Below are 19,685 nucleotides of genomic sequence, written 5' to 3'. Positions count from 1 at the left end.
GACCGTCCGGCGACGAGCGCTCTACCGCTTCAGACGACCGGGGTCTCCCGCCTCACCGCGGCGCACGAGCCACGCCTCGGTGATGTGGGTGAACATGGCCTGTGCCGCACCGGCCTCGTCGCGAGCGGCGATGCGCTCGCAGATGCGGCGGTGCCCCCTGTTGGACGCCGTGCACATGTCCCGGCCGCTGCGCCCGTGGTAGCCGGCGGAGTTGAGGACCTGCCTCTCCAGCGACCGCACCACACCTCGGGCGATGCGGTTGCCCGAGGCCTGCATGATCGTGTCGTGGAACAGGCGGTCGTGCTCCTCGTAGGTGGGGGTGTCGCCGACGAGCTCGTCCATCCGGTCCACCAGGGCGCGCAACCGGTCCAGGGTGTCCTGACCGGCGGTGCGCGCAGCGACCTGGGCCATGTCCGACTCGAGCAACCTGCGCGTCACCACCACGTCGTCGAGGATCGCGAGGCTCTCGTCCTCGTCGACGGCGGCGGCGAGCACCAGCTCGTCGAGCATGTTCCACTGCGCCATCGGGGTGACCGTGGTGCCCGCTCCCTGGCGCACCCGCACCAAGCCCTTCTCCTGCAGGACCTTCACCGCCTCGCGGATCACCGTCCTGCTCACCGAGAAGGTCTCGCACAGGACGGGCTCGGGCGGGAGCACAGTTCCGGCGGCGTAGGTACCGCGCACGACGCGTTGCACGAGCTCGGCCGTGACCGCGGCGGCCAGGTTCGCCGGTCTCCGCGTCCATCCGGGGGTCGCGGCCGCATCCTGGTCCGGACGTGTCACCGACATCTCGCCTCCGTTGTGCCGCAACCTGTTGCCAGGACCCGACAGTATACGTAACACCATTGACGTCACACGTCATACGAGTTACGTTCGCGTTGTTCCTGAACCGGCCCGGACGCCCGCCCTCCGTCCGCGGAGACCCGTCCGCACGCCCCGTTCCAGGGTGCCGTCGCCGCGAAGTCCCAGCCGGTCCGCCTGCGCGGTCCCCGGCAGGCCCGACGAACCCCGAACGTCCACACAGGACATGAGCTGTCCCGTCCGCCGCAGCGGGAGAGGTGATCAGGCCACACCCACCAGGAGGTCACTTGTCCACGTCCTCGTTCCCCGCTGCGCGCGGGCGGATCGCGCTCGCCGCCACGGCGGCGGTGATCGCCGCGCTCGCCACCGCTCCCCCCGCCTCCGCGGCCACCACGACCCTCCACGCCTCGCCCTCGGGCAGCGGCACCGCCTGCTCCGCCGCGGCACCGTGCTCGTTGCCGGGAGCGCAGGCGGCGGTGAGGTCGCGCAACGCGTCGATGTCCGGTGACATCGTCGTGGAGCTGGCCGGCGGGACCTACCGGCTCACCGAGCCGTTCCGGCTCACCGCGGCGGACTCCGGCAACAACGGGTACCGCGTGCTGTGGCAGGCCGCCGCGTCGGCCCGTCCCGTCATCAGCGGCGCCAGGGCGGTCACCGGGTGGTCGCTGGCCGACGCCGGCCGGAACATCTGGCGGGCAGGCGTCGGCACCGGTGTCGAAAGCCGCCAGCTGTACGTCAACGGTGCGATCGCGACCCGCGCGCGGACCCAGGTGAACCGCGCCGACTTCACGTTCACCGACACCGGCATGCGCTTCTCGAACAGCGCGCTGAACTACCTGAACAACGTGGCGAACCAGAACCGCGTCGAGGTGGAGAGCGTCAACTCGTTCACCGACCGGTACTCGCCGGTGCAGAGCATCGCGGGGAACTTCCTCACGATGCAGCAACCCGCGTGGAACAACAACACCTTCGGCTACGACACGCTCAGCAAGCCGCACCGGGCCGGTCCGCTGTACTTGGCGAACGCGTACGAGTTCCTGGACGCACAGGGCGAGTGGTACCTCAACCCCGGCGCGGGAGCGCTCTACTACATCCCGCTGGCCGGGCAGAACATGAGCAACGTCAGCGTGGAGCTGCCGGTGCTGCAGTCACTGGTCAACGTCGGCGGCACCTACGACGCCCCGGCGCGCAACATCACGTTCAGCGGCATCACCTTCACCGGCACGTCGTGGCTCGGCCCGAGCAGCAACCAGGGGTTCGCCGACCAGCAGACCGGCGCCTACATGGCGGGCAACCAGAGCTGGCCCGCCGACCGGATCAACTCGTGCCAGCAGGGCTGCGCGCAGTTCGAGGCGGTGCGGCCGCACTGGTTCCAGATGCCCGCCGCGGTCCAGGTCTCGGCGGCCAGCGGCATCACCTTCACCGACTCGCAGTTCGTCAACCTCGGCCAGACCGCGATCGGCATCGGCAACGACGCCAACGCGCACGCCAGCGGCGTGGGACTGGGCGCGTCCGGCATCACGGTCACCAGGTCGGAGATCGCCCGCAACTCGGCGGGCGGAGTCGTGGTCGGCGGCGTGCGAGCCGACGCGCACCACCCGAGCGACCAGCGGATGGTCAACCGGGACATCACGGTCAGCCACAACCGCATCCACGACCTCGGCGTCGAGTACCGCGGCAACGTGTCGGTGCTCAACACCTACGTCAGCACGGCGACCGTGGCCCACAACGAGATCTACAACATGCCGTACTCCGGCCTGTCCCTCGGCTACGGCTGGGGAGCCAACGACGCGGGCGGCAGCAACCACTACGCGAACCGCGGTCTGTACAACTACCAGCCGCGGTACTCGACGCCCACCACCGCGTCCAACAACAAGCTCCTCAACAACTACGTCCACGACGTCATGCAGCAGATGACCGACGGCGGCTGCATCTACACGCTCGCCTGGAACCCGAACGCGGAGATCAGCGGCAACCACTGCCTGCGCACCAACGGGTGGTTCGGGCTCTACTTCGACGAGGGCTCCAAGTACTACCGCGCGACCGGCAACGTGTTCTCCTCCACCGGCACCTGGGCCACCGCCAACTACTGGGGCGGCGAGAACATGGGCAACTGGACACTCACCGGCAACTGGTCGACCAACAACAGCACCAACGTGACCAACGGCGACCGCGGCAACGTCGTCAACAACAACGTCGTCGTCTCGGGCGGCAACTGGCCGGCCGGAGCCCAGGCGGTCATGGCCAACGCTGGTCCGGGCGGCAGCAGCGGCGGCCGGGAGAACGTCACCGTCGTCGGCACCCAGTCGGGCCGTTGCCTCGACGTCGCCGGCACGTCCAACAACACCCAGGCGAGGCTTTGGGACTGCAACGGCGGCACGAACCAGCGCTGGAACCACACCTCCAGCAGGCAGCTCACCGTGCAGGGCAAGTGTCTCGACGCTTCCGGTGGTGGAACGGCCAACGGCACCGCCGCGATCCTGTGGGACTGCCACGGGGGCGTGAACCAGCAGTGGAACGTGAACGGTGACGGCACCATCACCGGCGCGCAGTCGGGGCTGTGCCTGGACGCCAGCGGCAACGGCACCGCGAACGGCACGCTGATCCACCTCTGGGCCTGCCACGGCGGGACGAACCAGCAGTGGAGCCTGCGGAGTTGACGAGGCGAGGTCCCCGCACCGGCTGGTGCGGGGACCCGTTCACCGCCTCAGGAGCAGGCGACGCCGTTCAGCACCGGTGACGAGAACGGCGGCGTGCCACCGCTGTAGTTCGCGTTGAACCCGATGCTCAGCTGGGCGCCGGCCCCGAGCGAGCCGTTCCAGGCGGTGTTCGCCACCCGGACCTCGTCACCGGAGTCGGTCCACGTCCCGTTCCAGCCCTGCGTGACGGACACGCCGGGAGCGGAGAACGAGAACGTCCAGCCGTTGATCGCCTGGCCGCGGTTCTCGATCACGATCTCACCGGTGTACCCGCCCTGCCACTGGCTGACCACGCGGTGGGTCGCCTTGCAGCCACCACCGGGATTGCCGCCGGTGGTGGTGGTCGTCGTGGTCGTCGTGGTGGTCGTGGTCGTGGTGATCGGACCGGCGGCCATCGCGAGCTCGTAGGCGCGCTGCGGCACGAACTGGCCGGCCGGCGCGATGCAGCCGTCGGACTCGCCCGGCAGCTTGACCCACAGGAACGCCTCGATCCTCGAGTCACCCGTGTTCGTCGTGCTGGGGGTGCCGATCGCGCGTCCCGCCGGGTCGCACCACTCGCTGCCGTTCGGACCGTTGCCGTTGCGGCTGGTGTCGACCACTGCCTTGAGGCGGCTGTCGCCGACGGCGTTGAGCACGTTCTTGGCGAAGTTCACCTCGTCGGAGGTGGAGCGGTAGTTCGACACGTTCGTCGCGATGCCGTCGGCGCTGTTGGAGACGTCCGCGCCGCGCAGCCGGTTCGCGGCCTCCGCCGGGCTCAGCCACGCGGAGTGGCCGATGTCGAAGTACACCTTCGCCTGCGAGGAGCCGGACTTGAGCTTCTTGCCGGCGTAGGCCATGGACGCCTTGGTCTGGTTCTGCTGGTCGGTGTTCTGGCAGGTGGACATCAGCGGCAGCACGTCCGGTTCGAGCACGATCGTCGCCGGGCGGCCGGCCAGGCCCGCGGCCACCTCGTCCACCCAGGCCCGGTAGGCCGCGTGGGAGGACGCACCGCCACCGCTGGGGCCGCCGCAGTCGCGGTTGGGGATGTTGTAGACCACCAGGATCGGGATCTTGCCGGCGGAGGCCGCCGCGCCGACGAACGAGCTGATCTCCGACCGCACCGTGGAGGTGTTGGTCGTGGTGTACCAGCGCGCCTGCGGAACCGACGCGATGCGGTCCCGGATGACCGCGGCTCGCGAGTCTCCCGGGTTCGCGGCGACCCACCTCGCGCTCGAGCTCGACGGGTCGACGTAGAACGCCGACTCGGCCGCGCTGACGGTCGCGCCGCCGCTGACCACCAGGGTGGTGACCCCGGCGACGAGCGCGGACGCGAGCAGGCACGCGCCGGCCGTCCGCCTCCTCGGTGCCGCAGTGTCTTCTCGGGACGGAACAGTTGCTGACATTCAGGTCCTCGCAGCGTCGTTGCCATGGGGATGGGCGCGATGCGTGAGAGCGCTCTCACAGACGACGCGCGGAGCGTGCCGCGCACAGCTGAGCACTCGGTCCACTTCGGACCGGCATCGCGGAAAAGCGAATACGAGTTCGGGTCAACGTAGCTGCGGAACACCGGTCCGTCAATGCTAAAAATGTTAGCGCTAACTTTAGCAAAATGAGGTTTCAATACCGTTCGACGATCGCGTTCAAACGTTTTGACGTTCGAACTGGGAGCGCTCCCCTACATTCGTACGCCGATCGAGTCAACTTGGTGTCGAATTCGACAACGCGTTCTTGTGAGCGTGAACAGCGAGCTGGAACACTCCTTGTCACTCAACGGGTTCCGGCACTGGCGCACCGGACCTCATGAGCTGCCCCTGCCCATCACACCCCGCAACGGGTGTTCCTGCGAAAGCGTGAATGATGAGACTGACATCGAAGTCAGTGGCCCTGATCCCGATCATTGCCACAGTCGTGACAGCGGCAATCGGCGCCACCCTGATCGCACCTCCCGCCGCGAGCGCGGCGACCACCCTCGGCGCGGCGGCCCAGCAGAGCGGTCGTTACTTCGGTACCGCGGTCGCCGCGGGCAGGCTGGGTGACTCGACCTACGTCGGGATCCTGAACCGCGAGTTCGACATGGTCACGGCCGAGAACGAGATGAAGATGGACGCCACTGAGCCGCAACAGGGGCGGTTCAGCTACGGCAACGCCGATCGCATCGTGAACCAGGCGCGCACCCAGGGCAAGCGGATCCGCGGGCACGCGCTGGCGTGGCACTCGCAGCAACCCGGCTGGATGCAGAGCATGTCCGGCTCCGCGCTGCGCAACGCGATGCTCAACCACGTCACGCAGGTCGCGACCTACTACCGCGGCAAGATCTACGCCTGGGACGTCGTCAACGAGGCCTTCGCCGACGGCAGCAGCGGCGGGCGTCGTGACTCCAACCTCCAGCGCACCGGCAACGACTGGATCGAGGCCGCCTTCCGCGCGGCACGGGCAGCCGACCCCGGCGCGAAGCTCTGCTACAACGACTACAACACCGACGACTGGTCGCACGCCAAGACGCAGGGCGTCTACCGGATGGTGCAGGACTTCAAGTCCCGCGGTGTGCCGATCGACTGCGTCGGCTTCCAGTCCCACTTCAACGCCCAGAGCCCGGTTCCCTCCAACTACCAGACCACCCTGCAGAACTTCGCCAACCTCGGCGTCGACGTGCAGATCACGGAACTGGACATCGAGGGCTCCGGCAGTTCCCAGGCGTCGAACTACGACCGCGTGACGCGGGCCTGCCTCGCCGTGGCGCGGTGCACCGGCATCACCGTGTGGGGCATCCGCGACACCGACTCCTGGCGCGCCTCCGGCACCCCGCTGCTGTTCGACGGCAACGGCAACAAGAAGGCCGCCTACACCTCGGTGCTCAACGCGCTCAACTCGGCTGATCCCGGCACGACGACGACCACCACCACGACCACGACCACGACGACCACGAGCAACGATCCGGGTCCGGGCGGCTGCACCGCGTCGGTGTCGCTGAACCAGTGGAACGGTGGCTTCGTCGCCACGATCAAGGTCACCGCCGGCTCCAGCGCCCTGAGCGGCTGGAGGGTCACCACCACGCTGTCGAACGGCACGGTCACCGGTTCCTGGAGTGCCAGCGGTAGTGGCACCAGCGGAACCATCAACTGGTCCAACGTGGACTACAACGGCAACGTACCCGCCGGGCAGTCCACCGAGTTCGGCTTCCAGGGCAGCGGAAGCGGAGCCGGGCTGAACCCGTCCTGCACCGCGAGCTGACTCCCGCACCACACGACCGGCCAGCTCCGGCGGACGGGTGTTCGCCCGTCCGCCGGAGCGCCCTGCCCTGGGAGACGACATTGGTCAAGACACGAAGGCTTTGGACGAGCATCGCCCTGGTGGTGGGCACGTTCCTGATGGTGGTGGTCGCGCCCGCGAGGGCGGACAACCCGATCGTGCAGCACATCTACACGGCCGACCCGGCGCCGCTGGTCCACAACGGACGGGTCTACCTCTACACCGGCCACGACGAGGACGGCTCTACCTGGTTCACCATGAAGGAGTGGCGGGTCTGGTCCTCCGCGGACATGGTGAACTGGACCGACCACGGCTCGCCCCTGAGCCTCGCCTCGTTCAGCTGGGCGAAACAGGACGCGTGGGCCGGCCAGGCCGTGGAACGCAACGGCAAGTTCTACTGGTACGTCCCCGTCGTCACCAAGACCACCGGACGCCCGGCCATCGGCGTGGCCGTCGCCGACAGCCCCACCGGCCCGTTCCGCGACGCACTCGGCCGCCCCCTGGTGGAGAACGGCGAGATCGACCCCACGGTCATGATCGACGACGACGGCCAGGCGTACCTGTACTGGGGCAACCCCAACCTGTCCTACGTCCGCCTCAACGCCGACATGACGTCCTACTCGGGCGGCATCACCAGGATCCCGCTCACCACGGCGGGCTTCGGCACCCGCACCGGCGACCCGAACCGGCCCACCCTCTACGAGGAGGGCCCCTGGATCTACAAGCGCAACGGCCTGTACTACAACGTCTTCGCCGCGAAGTGCTGTTCGGAGTTCATCGCCTACTCCACCTCCCCCGGCCCGACGGGACCGTGGACCTACCGCGGCACGGTGATGCCCACGCAGGGCAGCAGTTTCACCAACCACCCCGGCATCATCGACTTCAAGGGCAGCTCGTACTTCTTCTACCACAACGGTGCCCTGCCCGGCGGTGGCGGCTTCACCCGCTCCGTGGCCGTCGAGAAGTTCAGCTACAACGCCGACGGCACCATCCCGTCCCTCACCATGACGACGGCGGGACCACCGGCGGCCGACACGCTCAACCCCTACGCACGCCAGGAAGCCGAGACCATCGCGTGGGGCAACGGCATCGAGACCGAGGCCTCCAGCGAAGGCGGCATGAACGTCGGCTACATCAACAACGGTGACAACATCAAGGTGAAGAACGTCGCCTTCGGCAACGGCGCCTCGACGTTCACCGCCCGCGTCGCGTCCACCGTCGCGGGAAGCTCGGTCGAGGTGCGCAGCGGCAGCCCGACCGGCACCCTCGCCGGCCGCTGCACCGTGCCCAACACCGGCGGCTGGCAGAGCTGGACCACCGTCACCTGCCCGGTGAGCGGGCTGACCGGTACGCGCGACCTCTACCTGAGGTTCAGCGGCGGCAGCGGCTACCTGCTCAACATCAACTGGTGGCAGTTCGGCGGAGGGAGCGCGTCATGAGCAGCTCGAAGTCCCACGGCCGGACGAGCCTCGACGGGCTCAGCCTCGCCGGCGTCATCGCGGCGGTGCTGATGCTGATCGCCGCCGTCGCGCTCTCACTCGTGCCGCAGCAGGCACAGGCGGCGTCGCTGGTGCGGGTCACGAACTTCGGCACGAACCCGACCGGCCTGAACATGTACGTCTACGCACCCGACAGGCTCGCGGAACGCCCGGCCCTGCTCGTGATGGTGCACTACTGCACCGGTTCCGCGAGCGCGGTGCACAACGGCGGCGGACGCGACTACGTCACGGCCGCGGACCGCAACGGGTACGTGATCGTCTACCCGGAGGCCACGAGGGAGGGCCGCTGCTTCGACGTGTCCACCCAGAACGCGTTGCGCCGCAACGGAGGCAGCGACTCCACCGGGATCATGTCGATGGTGTCGTACGCGCGCCAGCGCTACAACGTGGACCCGGAGCGCATCGTCGTCTCGGGCATCTCGTCCGGCGCGATGATGACCAACGTGCTGGCCGCCCAGTACCCGGACGTGTTCAGCGCGGGCGCGGCCTTCGCCGGTGTCCCGGCGGGCTGCTTCGCGACGACGGACGGGTCGATGTGGAACAGCCAGTGCTCGGGCGGCACCCTGCTGAAGACCCCGCAGCAGTGGGGGGACCAGGCGAGGGCGATGTACCCCGGCTACACCGGGCGCTACCCGAGGATGCAGCTGTGGCACGGCACCGCCGACACGACGCTGGCGTACCCGAACTTCGGCGAGGCGCTCGACCAGTGGACGAACGTGCACGGCGTGAGCAGGACGCCGACGACCACCGACCAGCCGCAGCCGAACTGGACGCGCACCCGCTACGGCTCCGGCACGCCTGCCGTGGTCGAGGGGATCAGCGCCCAGGGCACCGGGCACGACGTTCCGACCGCGGGGATGGTCTCGCACGCCATCACGTTCCTCGGTCTCGATCGTCCACCGACGACCACCACCACGACCACCACAACGACGACGACCACCACCACCACGACACCGCCGCCGTCCCAGGGCTGCTCGGTGAAGGCCGTGGTCAACGCCTGGAACACCGGCCTGACCGAGACGATCACCATCACCAACACGTCCTCGACACCGGTGAACGGGTGGGCGCTGCAGTTCACGCTGCCCGGCGGGCAGACCGTCACGGGCGGCTGGAGCGCGACCTACTCCCCCACCACCGGCCAGGTGACCGCCCGCAACGTCGGCTACAACGCGCAGATCCAGCCCTCCGCCCAGGTGTCGATCGGGTTCCAGGCGACGCACACGGGCGACAGCTCACCCGCGGACGGGTTCACGCTCAACGGCGTGCGCTGTGCCGTGAGCTGACCGCGCACACCACTGGAGGACCGGCATGTCCGACCTGAACCGCCGGCAGCTCATCAAGCTCGGCGCGGGTGTAGCGCTGACGCAGGCGGGGTGGACCGCGAGCCCCGCCTCCGCGGACGTACGCGCACCCGGCGACCTCTCGCTGTGGTACGCCGGGCCTGCCGGGAACGACTGGCTGCGCGCTCTGCCGATCGGCAACGGCCGGCTGGGCGCGATGGTGTTCGGCAACACCGACACCGAACGCCTGCAGCTCAACGAGGACACGGTGTGGGCGGGCGGGCCGCACGACTACACCAACCCGCGGGGCGCCGGATCTCTCGCCGAGATCCGGCGGCTCGTGTTCGCCGGGCAGTGGACGCAGGCGCAGACGCTGATCGACCAGACCATGCTCGGCAGTCCCGCCGGGCAGCTGGCCTACCAGCCGGTCGGCGACCTGCGCCTCACGTTCCCCTCCGCGACCGCGTCGTCCTACCAGCGGTCGCTCGACCTCACCACGGCCACGACGGTCGTGACCTACACGGCGAACAACGTCCGCCACCAGCGCGAGGTGTTCGCCAGCGCGCCGGACCAGGTGATCGTGATGCGCCTGACGGCGCAGACGCCGGGCGCGATCTCGTTCACCGCGTCGTTCAGCTCACCGCAGCGCACCACCACGTCCACAGTGGACGGCATGACGATCGGGCTGGACGGCGTCTCCGGTGCCCAGCGCGGCATCGCGGGCACCGTCCGGTTCCTCGCGCTCGCCAGGGCGGTGGCCGAGGGCGGCACCGTCAGCAGCTCCGGCGGGACGTTGCGCGTCTCCGGCGCGAACGCGGTGACGCTGCTGATCTCCATCGGCAGCAGCTACGTCGACTTCCGCACGGTCAACGGCGACTACCAGAACAACGCCCGCGCCCGCCTGAACGCGGCCCAGGGCGTCGCGTTCGACACGCTCCGGGCCCGGCACGTCGCCGACTACCAGGCCTTGTTCGGGCGCGTGTCGCTCGACCTCGGCCGCACGGCGGCGGCGGACCAGCCGACCGACGTCCGGATCACCCGGCACGCGGGCACGAGCGACCCGCAGTTCGCGGTGCTGCTCTTCCAGTACGGACGCTACCTGCTGATCTCGTCGTCGCGCTCCGGCACGCAACCGGCGAACCTGCAGGGCATCTGGAACGACCAGATGGCCCCGTCGTGGGACTCGAAGTACACCATCAACGCGAATCTGCCGATGAACTACTGGCCGGCGGACACCACCAACCTCGGCGAGTGCCTCCAGCCGGTGTTCCGCATGGTCGAGGACCTGACCGTCACCGGAGCCCGCACGGCGCAGCTGCAGTACAACGCCCGCGGCTGGGTCACCCACCACAACACGGACGCCTGGCGCGGTTCGTCGGTCGTCGACTTCGCCGCGGCGGGCATGTGGCAGACCGGCGGGGCGTGGCTGTCGACGCTGATCTGGGACCACTACCTGTTCACCGGCGACGTCGGCTTCCTGCGCACGTACTACCCGGCCCTCAAGGGGTGTGCGCAGTTCTTCCTGGACACGCTCGTCACCGAGCCGAGCCTCGGCGTCCTCGTCACCAACCCGTCGAACTCGCCGGAACTCAACCACCACACGAACGCCAGCGTCTGCGCCGGGCCGACGATGGACATGCAGATCCTGCGCGACCTGTTCGACGGCTGCGCGGGCGCCTCCGAGGTGCTCGGCGTCGACGCCGACTTCCGCGCCCAGGTGCGCACCGCGCGGCAGCGGCTCGCCCCGACGAGGATCGGCTCGCGGGGCAACGTGATGGAGTGGCTGTACGACTGGACCGAGACCGAGCGCAACCACCGGCACGTCTCGCACCTCTACGGCCTGCACCCGAGCAACCAGATCACCAAGCGCGGCACCCCCCAGCTGCACGCCGCGGCCCTGCGCACCCTGGAGCTGCGGGGTGACGCGGGCACCGGGTGGTCGCTGGCCTGGAAGATCAATTTCTGGGCCCGGCTGGAGGAGGGCGCCAGGGCGCACGACCTGCTCCGGTCGCTGGTGACGACCGAGCGCCTCGCGCCCAACATGTTCGACCTGCACCCGCCGTTCCAGATCGACGGCAACTTCGGCGCGACCTCCGGTGTCGCGGAGATGCTGCTGCACAGCCACACCGGGGAGCTGCACGTGCTGCCCGCGCTGCCACCGGCCTGGTCCGCGGGCAGCTTCGCGGGCCTGCGCGGGCGTGGTGGGTACACCGTCGGTGCGACCTGGGGGGCCGACGGCTCCACCACCCTGACCGTGACGCCGGACCGCGACGGCACCGCGCGGATCCGCAACCGGGTGTTCGCCGGCACGTTCGAGCTGCGCGACACGACGAGCGGCGCGGTGGTCGAGCCCACCAAGCCGGAGTCCGACGTCGTCACGTTCCCCGTCCAGCGCGGACACACCTATCGCGTGATCGGTCAGGCCTCCGGTCCCGGTGTGCGGCCCGGTGTCCACTACCGGCTCGTCGCACGGCACAGCGGGAAGTGCGTCGACGTCAGCGGCGCGTCCACGGCGGCGGGGGCGTTGCTGCAGCAGTGGTCCGCGACCAGTGGGCTGAACCAGCAGTTCGACTTCCTCGACTCCGGCGGCGGCCACTACCGCGTGCGGGCACGGCACAGCGGCCTGGTGCTCCAGGTCGCGAGCTCCAGCAGCGGAGCCGACATCACCCAGCAGCCCGACTCCGGCGCGACGAGCCAGCAGTGGCGGGTGGTCGACCACGGCGGTGGCGTGATCAGCCTCGTCAACCGCCAGAGCGGGCTCGCCGCGGACGTCTGGGAGGCCTCGGCCGCCGACGGCGCCCGGCTCTCCCAGTGGAGTCCGACCGGCTCCAACAACCAGCGGTTCCAACTCCAGCAAGCCTGACGAGCGAAGGGACGACGATGTTCCACCTGCACAAGGGGTCCTGCCATGTCCCGGCATAGGTCCGTGTTCGCGGCGGCCGTCGCGAGCGCCGTGGTCTTCCTGGGCGCGGCGGGGATCGCGCTGGGCGGCCAGGTCGCCGGGGAGATCGGCACGGCGGCGGCGACGGCCGGGTGCGGCAAGCCACCGGCGCTGACGAGCGGCCAGCACACGATCAGCAGCGGTGGCCAGAACCGCTCGTACATCCTGCGGCTGCCGCCCAACTACGACAACAACCGCCAGTACCGGCTGTTCGTGGGCTTCCACTGGAGGGGAGGCACCGCGAACGACGTCGACTCCGGCGGCGGTGACGGCTACAACTGGTCCTACTACGGGTTGCGGCGTCTCTCCGACGCCGCGAACAACGGCACGATCTTCGTGGCGCCGCAGGGCAACGGCAACGGCTGGGCCAACCCGGGCGGCCAGGACCTGAGGTTCGTCGACGACCTGGTCAGGCTCCTCGACTCGGGGCTGTGCATCGACACGACCCAGCGGTTCGCCGGCGGCTTCAGCTACGGCGGCGGCATGTCGTACGCGGTGGCCTGTGCCCGCGCGAACGTCTTCCGCGCGGTGATCGCCTACTCGGGCGCGCAGCTCAGCGGGTGCGACGGCGGCACCCAGCCGATCGGTTACATGGGCATCCACGGCATCAGCGACAACGTGCTCGGCATCGGCCTGGGCCGCGGACTGCGCGACACGTTCGTGCGCAACAACGGCTGCACGCCGCAGAACGCTCCCGAACCGCGGGCGGGCAGCCGGACGCACATCGTCACGAACTACAGCGGCTGCCGGGCGGGCTATCCCGTGGTGTGGGCCGCGTTCGACGGCGGTCACACGCCGGGTCCGATCGACTCGGGTGGCGACGGCTGGCGGACCTGGACGTCCGGTGAGGTGTGGAAGTTCATCACCCAGTTCCCGGGCGGCGGTGGCCCGACGAGCACCACGACCACCACGACGACGACCACGACCACGACGCCTCCCGGTGACGCGGCCTGCCGCGTGAGCAACGTGATCAGCGCCTGGAACAACGGGCTGACGTCGAACATCACCATCACGAACACCGGTTCCTCGCCGGTCAGCGGGTGGTCGCTGGTCTTCACCCTGCCCGGCGGGCAGACGATCACCTCCGGCTGGAGCGCCACCTACTCCCCCACGTCCGGGCAGGTGACCGCGAGAAACGTCCAGTACAACGGCGACATCGCGCCGAACGCGTCGATCACCGTCGGTTTCCAGGCCACGCACACCGGAAACGACTCGGCGCCGGCCTCCTACAGCCTCAACGGCAACACGTGCTCAGTCGCCTGACCGCCACTACAGGGAGCGCGAACACACCCATGCACCAGCACAAGAAGTGGTGGCTCACCGCGGTGGCCATCGCCGCACTGGTCCTGTCCGGCGCCGGCACCGGTGCCGCCGATCCCGCGGCACCTCTCGCCGCGACGCCCGGCTGCGGCAAGGCGCCGACCCTGCGCAGCGGCACGCACACGATCCAGAGCGGGGGCAAGACCCGGTCGTTCGTCCTGAGCGTCCCGGACAACTACGACAACACCCGGCAGCACCGGCTGGTCTTCGGCTTCCACTGGTGGGGCGGCACGATGAACGACGTCGCCTCCGGCGGGAGCGACGGCGACGTCTACGCCCACTACGGCCTGCGGCGGCTGGCGAACAACACGGCGATCTTCGTGGCGCCGCAGGGCATCGGCAACGGCTGGGCCAACTCCGGCGGCGAGGACGTCACGTTCGTCGACGACATGCTCCGCCGGATCGAGAACGACCTCTGCGTCGACACGACGCAGCGCTTCGCCCTCGGCTTCAGCTACGGCGGCGCGATGAGCATCTCGCTCGCCTGCTCCCGCCCGACGGTCTTCCGGGCGATCGCCGCCATCGCGAGCCCCGGTGAGATCAGCGGGTGCGCGGGCGGCACGGCACCCGTCGCGTTCATGGGGATCCACGGCATCGGCGACAACATCGGCTCCGGCCGGGGCCAGCGGGACAGGTGGGTGCGCAACAACGGCTGCCAGCCCCAGAACGCACCGGAACCGGCGGCCGGCAGCCGCACGCACATCACCACCACCTACGCGGGCTGCCGGGCCGGGTACCCGGTGGTCTGGGCCCCCTTCGACGGAGGCCACCAGCAGGGACCGGTGGACGGGTGCGCCGGCTGCGAGAGCGGAGCGCGCAGCTGGGTGAAGACCGAGGTCTGGAAGTTCTTCACCGGCGACACCACTCCCACCCCGACCACGTTCAGGCTGCGCGGCGAGGCCTCGGGCCGCTGCCTGGACGTGAGCGGCGCCAGCACGGCCAACGGCGCGCCGATGGTCGTGTGGGACTGCCACAGCAACGCCAACCAGCAGTTCACCCGCGAGGGACAGACGCTGCGGGTCCTGGGCAAGTGCCTGGACGCCCCCGCCAACGCCGCGGCGGGCACCCCGGTGCGGCTCTGGGACTGCCAGGGCGGCGCGAACCAGCAGTGGAACGTCAACGCGGGCGGCACGATCGGCAACGCCCAGACCGGGCTGTGCCTGGACGTCAACGGCGCCGGCACCGCCAACGGGACGGCCGCGATCGTGTGGACCTGCCACGGAGGTGCGAACCAGCGCTGGGCGCAGGTGTAGGCCGGGTCCCGCGGGGTCGTTCCGGCTCGCGGGCGGGAGGCCACCGGAGGTGCCGCCTGGACGGCCTCATACGGGCGTGTCTGGTCGTTTCGGCGGTGCCGCCTGGGGTTCTTCCGTGACCGGTTGGGACGGGAATGCGGGACGTTGTGCGGCTGAACGGAGGGCTCCCACCGGCCTCGGGTCGGTGGGAGCCCTCTCACCTTGCCCGGTAACGAGGTCCGGCGGCCTCGGTGATGTCGCGGTCCGATCCCCCGCGACCGATGCGACGACGCCAGGCGTCCAGCCAGCGCCGTGGAGCGCCCGCAGACCAGAGACCGGCGAACACCCACTCGCCTTGCCACCGCCAGCACCCCGATCACGTCCGCCCGTCCGGCAGCACCCACCCACCGGTCACGCCCGGTCAGTCCGAAGCCGCCAGCCCTTCCGCCAGCACCGCGATCGCGTCCGGCCCGGTCCGGCAGCACCCACCCACCAGCCGCGCGCCACCGCCGACCCACTCCCCGGCCTGCGCGGCGAACCCGCCCCCTTCGCCCGACCAGGACCGCGCCGCCGCGTCCCACTGCTCACCGCTGTTCGGGTACACCACGACCGGCAGCCCGCTCACCCGGCGGGCCACGGCGACCGCGTCCGCGACGTCCTGCGGGGCGCAGCAGTTCACGCCGACGGCGATGACCTCGTCCACGCCGGCCGCGACCGCGAACGCCTCCTCCAGCGGCTGGCCCGCGCAGGTCCTGTCGCCGCGCACGGTGTAGGAGAGCCAGACCGGCACCCCGCTGCCGCGCACCACCTCCAGCACGGCCTCGGCCTCGTCCACGTCGGGGACCGTCTCGACCGCGAGCACGTCCGGCGCGGCCTCGCAGAGCGTCTCGATGCGAGGTGCGTGGAAGCGGACCAGTTCCTGCCGGCTCAGGCCGTAGCGGCCCCGGTACTCCGAGCCGTCCGCGAGGACGGCGCCGTACGGCCCTACCGACGCCGCGACCCAGCGCGGTCCGTCCACTTCGGACGCGGCGGAGCGGGCCAGCTCGACGCTGGAGCGCAGCAGGCGTGCCGTCTCGGTCTCGCTGATGCCGCGGCGGGCGAAGCCCTCGAAGCTCGCCTGGTAGCTCGCGGTGATGGCGACCTCGGCGCCCGCACGGTAGAAGGCGAGATGCGCGGCGCGCACGGCGTCCGGGTCGGTGAGCAGCAGCCGGGCCGACCAGAGCTCGTCGGACAGGTCGTGCCCCGCGAGCTCCAGGGCCGTCGACATCCCGCCGTCGAGCACGACCGCCCTGCGTGCCAAAACGTCTGCCAGTTCCACCCCGGCGAGTCTACGGCCACGGGGAGAAAGGGGAGGGGTGCGCGACGGCCGCTCCGCCGTGGTGTCGCGCACCCCTCCAGGACGATCTTCGGGGACCTCCGCGCGTGCGCGCCGCATTTCCGCACGCGCTGAGGCCTTCCCAGCGACCGTCCGTCACGTACCGATCCGCCGGTGGCGGACCGGTCAGCCCGTCGCGCCGCGGTGCACGGCGTGGTCCGGTGTGCTCGCCCGCCGGGAGAGCCTGGGGGGCAACAGCATCAGCGGTGGCGGCTGCTTGCCCTCCAGCTTGGCGACGAGCAGGTCGACCGCGTGCCTGCCGAGCTCCTCAGCGGGCAGGCGAACCGAGGTGAGCAGGGGGGACGTCTGCTCAGCCAGTTCGTCCGGGCAGATCGCGACCACGGCGACGTCACCGGGAACCTGCCTGCCCGCCGCGCGCAGGCACGAGGTGATCCAGCCGAGTGCCGCCTCGTTGTGCACGACCAGCGCGGTCATCGACGGGTGCGCCCGGATCAGCGCCTTGGTCGCCCTGAGCACCGAGTCGTGGTCGCCCTCGACGGCGAGTGCCGTCGCGGCCACTCCCCTGCGCATGGCGGCCGCGCTGAACCCGTTCATGGTGCGGTGGGCGAAACCGGTGCTGCGGCGGTAGACCGCGCTCGGCGCGCCGAGGAAACCGATGGAGCGGTGGCCGAGGTCGGCGAGGTGGTCGACGCACTTCGCGCCCGCCGCCTCGAAGTCCAGGTCCACGCACGTGAGTCCCCTGGCGGCCGCCGGGTGTCCGATGAGGACGGACGGTTTGGACAGCTGCCGGAGCAACGGCACGCGGTCGTCGTCCATCTCCACGTCCATCACCAGGAAACCGTCGACCTGCGCGCTGTTCGCGGCACGGCGCAGTCCCGCCGCGCCGTCGTCCGCGGTCATCAGCAGGAGGTCCATGTCGTACCTGCGCGCTGTCGTCACCGCCGCCGTGACGAAGCGCATCACCGCCGGCAGGTGCGTGCCCGCCCGCAGCGGCAGCACCAGCCCGATCACGTTCGTCCTGCCGGTGGACAGCGCGCGGTCGGAGGCGTGGGGCTGGTAGCCCAGTTCCCTGATGCTGTCGCGGACCCTCGTCTTCGTGTCCGCGGAGATCGATCTCTTGCCCGTGAGCACGTAGGAGACTGTGCTCGGGGCGACCCCCGCATGCCGCGCGACATCCGCGATGGTGACCACACAGCCTCCTTTCACACTTTCACTCACTGAGTGTGTCGACACCATAGGGAGCACCTTCTGATGACATCAAGAGCGATGTGCGCGTTAACATTGCGCGTCAACGGTGGTCCAGACGAATTCTGCACCGTCTGGAAAGTTGCCGGACAGAACTCCGTATCAATTAAGAGGAGCGTGCCCACACGTCCGGAACTCCAGACGCGGGGCCGACCGCATGGGCACGCTCACATGCTCAGATTCAGAGCGCCGGGTAGGCGTTCCGCATGAGCTCCTGGAACTGCGCGGAGAACCACTTGCCGGACAACGGGGCCTTCGGCAGCGCACCGGACAGGTTGTTGCCGTTGCGCACGTTGCCGGTGTAGGCCGGGTCGCACATCTTGTCCGCGCCCTTGCCCTCGTTGTTCGGGATCTCCTCGCTCGCGCCGTCGGACTCGCCCGGGGGCTTCATCCACACGTACGCGTCGATGCCCGACTCCGGCGCCGCCTTGGGCCGCTCACCCAGACCGGCACCCGACTGGTTGCACCAGTTGCCGAGGTGGATGCGGCGGTCCAGCCTGCCGCCGTTGACGTAGGCGTCCACACCCGTCGTCGGGCCGGGGCCCGTCGGACGGGCGCTGCCGCCCCAGCCGTTGCGGCTGGTGTCGATCAGCATGCCGACGTTGGCGTCGAAGCCCGCCTGCACCGCCCGCTGCCGGAACGCCTGGGCGTAGGACAGCTCGTCGACGTAGCGGTTCCAGTCCACCCACTTCGACTGGCGCACGGACGTGCCGTTCACCGAGTCCTCGATCTTGAAGTAGGGCTCCTTCAACGCGCCGTAGTTCGCGGTGTTGGCGATGAAGCCCTGCACGTTCGCCTTCGTGCTACCGGAGGCGTTCGCCGCCTGGAACAGCAGTTCGGCGGTGGCGCCGAAGTTGTCGTCCCAGCCGATCCAGCCGTGGTGGCCGATGTCGAGGTAGTTGTAGACGTTCGGGACGGCACCCAGCTTCGCGAGCGCGTAGCCGACACCGGTGACGTAGTTCCCGTTCGCCTTCATCACGTCGCACGCCGGCACGGCGGTGGGCCGCGGGGTCACGTTGGTGATCAGGTTCGGCAGGGAGTCGATCTCGACCGTGGTGACGATCCGCAGGTCCTTGTACGCGGGCCTGGCGAGGATCGACGCGATCGGGTCGATGTACTCGGTCTTGTAGCGGTCGATCTCGGTCGGCTTGAGCTCACCGTTGGAAGCGAGCGCCGAACAGTCACGGCCGGGCAGGTTGTAGATCACCAGCTGGATGACGAGTGGTGAGCCCGCCGCCTGGCGCACCGCCTCGTCCAGGTGTCCGACCAGGCCGCGGGAGTCCGCGGTGCCCGTGATGGCCGCGATGCGGTCCATCCACACGCCGGTGGGCTGGTTCGCGATCCGGCTGCCACCCGGCTCGGCGTTCGCCTTGGCCGCCCAGTCCGGGTTGACGTACTGCTTCGCGCCGACGTACGGGTTGTCGACCTTGCCGGGGCCAGGTCCGTTGGACGTGGTCGTGGTCGTGGTCGTAGTGGTGGTGGTCGTCGTCGTGCTGGTCACCGGCGATCCGGTGCACACCGTGCCGTTCAGGGTGAACGTCGTCGGGTTCACGTCACCGTTGGCGGCGTTGGAGCCGTTGAAGCCGATGTCGATCGACGCGTTGGTGCCCAGGTTCCCGTTCCACGGCATGCTCGCCGCCGTCACGTCCGCGCCGGACTGCGTCCAGGTCGCGCTCCACCCCTGCGCCACGCGCTGGTTGCCGGGCAACGCGAACTTCAGCGTCCAGCCACCCGTCACCGCGTCACCCAGGTTGGTGATCTTCACCGAGGCGCCGAACCCTCCGCCGCCCCAGCTGTTCGCCGTGTAGTCGACACGGCATCCTGGCGCGGCGCCCGCGGGTGGCGCGCTGAGCGCCACCGCGACCGTCGCCGCGGTGGTGGCGACCACGACTCCCGTCGCGGCCCACCGCCTCTGTCCGTAGAGCTTCATTGCTCCGGATCTCCTGTCTCTCAATGGTGTTTGATCTCAACGAGCGAACACGCGGTGGGCGTGCACTCGAGTCTTTTGAGGCCGAGGTACTCCATCCCGATCGAGCCGGTGAGCGCGAAGCCGTCCCCGAAGGCGAGGTCCGGGTCGCCCCGGACCTCGCCGTTCGCGAGCGCC

At 69.9% G+C, this 19,685-nt stretch carries 13 protein-coding genes; 7 read left to right on the top strand and 6 right to left on the bottom strand.

The window, feature by feature from the left end; genetic code table 11:
- Window positions 1-21: 21 nt before the first annotated feature.
- Window positions 22-789: a FadR/GntR family transcriptional regulator gene (locus ORI60_RS44200; protein WP_266043971.1), complete on the bottom strand. Its 768-nt coding sequence runs from the start codon at window positions 787-789 to the stop codon at window positions 22-24.
- A 295-nt stretch (window positions 790-1,084) separates the two neighbouring features.
- Entirely contained in the window at window positions 1,085-1,312 is a 228-nt protein-coding gene (locus tag ORI60_RS44195) for a hypothetical protein (protein ID WP_266043970.1), read from the bottom strand.
- Between ORI60_RS44195 and ORI60_RS44190 the strand changes: the two genes are divergently transcribed.
- Window positions 1,299-3,461 carry an RICIN domain-containing protein gene (locus ORI60_RS44190; protein ID WP_266043969.1) on the top strand — a complete coding sequence of 721 codons (2,163 nt, stop codon included), beginning with the start codon at window positions 1,299-1,301 and terminating at the stop codon, window positions 3,459-3,461. The two genes, ORI60_RS44195 and ORI60_RS44190, sit on opposite strands and share 14 nt — an antisense overlap.
- A 47-nt stretch (window positions 3,462-3,508) precedes the next feature.
- Here the strand turns inward: ORI60_RS44190 and ORI60_RS44185 are convergent, their stop codons facing one another.
- The gene (locus ORI60_RS44185) at window positions 3,509-4,882 is read right to left on the bottom strand and encodes a glycoside hydrolase family 6 protein (RefSeq protein ID WP_266043968.1); all 1,374 of its coding nucleotides are present in this window, start codon (window positions 4,880-4,882) and stop codon (window positions 3,509-3,511) included.
- 454 nt (window positions 4,883-5,336) lie between these two features.
- Here ORI60_RS44185 and ORI60_RS44180 point away from each other — a divergent pair, with 454 nt between their 5' ends.
- From ORI60_RS44180 to ORI60_RS44155, 6 genes are all read left to right on the top strand, one after another.
- Entirely contained in the window at window positions 5,337-6,710 is a 1,374-nt protein-coding gene (locus tag ORI60_RS44180) for an endo-1,4-beta-xylanase (RefSeq protein WP_266043967.1), read from the top strand.
- An 80-nt stretch (window positions 6,711-6,790) separates the two neighbouring features.
- On the top strand, window positions 6,791-8,167 hold the full coding sequence (locus ORI60_RS44175) for a glycoside hydrolase family 43 protein (protein WP_266043966.1): 1,377 nt from the start codon (window positions 6,791-6,793) through the stop codon (window positions 8,165-8,167).
- Window positions 8,164-9,510: a PHB depolymerase family esterase gene (locus ORI60_RS44170; protein WP_266043965.1), complete on the top strand. Its 1,347-nt coding sequence runs from the start codon at window positions 8,164-8,166 to the stop codon at window positions 9,508-9,510. Before ORI60_RS44175 ends, ORI60_RS44170 begins: the two co-directional genes overlap by 4 nt.
- 25 nt (window positions 9,511-9,535) lie before the next feature.
- Window positions 9,536-12,370, top strand: a complete 2,835-nt coding sequence (locus ORI60_RS44165; RefSeq protein WP_266043964.1) for a glycosyl hydrolase family 95 catalytic domain-containing protein — start codon at window positions 9,536-9,538, stop codon at window positions 12,368-12,370.
- Window positions 12,371-12,415: 45 nt separating this feature from the next.
- The gene (locus tag ORI60_RS44160) at window positions 12,416-13,711 is read left to right on the top strand and encodes a cellulose binding domain-containing protein (RefSeq protein WP_266043963.1); all 1,296 of its coding nucleotides are present in this window, start codon (window positions 12,416-12,418) and stop codon (window positions 13,709-13,711) included.
- A gap of 29 nt (window positions 13,712-13,740) precedes the next feature.
- A complete protein-coding gene (locus ORI60_RS44155) occupies window positions 13,741-15,021 on the top strand; it encodes an RICIN domain-containing protein (protein ID WP_266043962.1) in 1,281 nt (426 codons plus the stop codon).
- A 400-nt stretch (window positions 15,022-15,421) separates the two neighbouring features.
- Here the strand turns inward: ORI60_RS44155 and mmuM are convergent, their stop codons facing one another.
- The 3 genes from mmuM to ORI60_RS44140 form a co-directional block, all read right to left on the bottom strand.
- Window positions 15,422-16,318, bottom strand: coding sequence for a homocysteine S-methyltransferase (gene mmuM / locus ORI60_RS44150; RefSeq protein WP_266043961.1), 897 nt, complete (start codon window positions 16,316-16,318; stop codon window positions 15,422-15,424).
- Window positions 16,319-16,501: 183 nt separating this feature from the next.
- Window positions 16,502-17,527: a LacI family DNA-binding transcriptional regulator gene (locus tag ORI60_RS44145; protein ID WP_266043960.1), complete on the bottom strand. Its 1,026-nt coding sequence runs from the start codon at window positions 17,525-17,527 to the stop codon at window positions 16,502-16,504.
- A gap of 235 nt (window positions 17,528-17,762) precedes the next feature.
- Window positions 17,763-19,511, bottom strand: a complete 1,749-nt coding sequence (locus tag ORI60_RS44140) for a glycoside hydrolase family 6 protein (protein ID WP_323056009.1) — start codon at window positions 19,509-19,511, stop codon at window positions 17,763-17,765.
- Window positions 19,512-19,685 lie beyond the last annotated feature (174 nt).

It is taken from the genome of Lentzea sp. NEAU-D7 (genome assembly GCF_026242055.1).
Lineage (GTDB): Bacteria > Actinomycetota > Actinomycetes > Mycobacteriales > Pseudonocardiaceae > Lentzea.
Note: the sequence above shows the minus strand (reverse complement) of the source record. Positions and strands in the feature narration are given on the sequence as shown.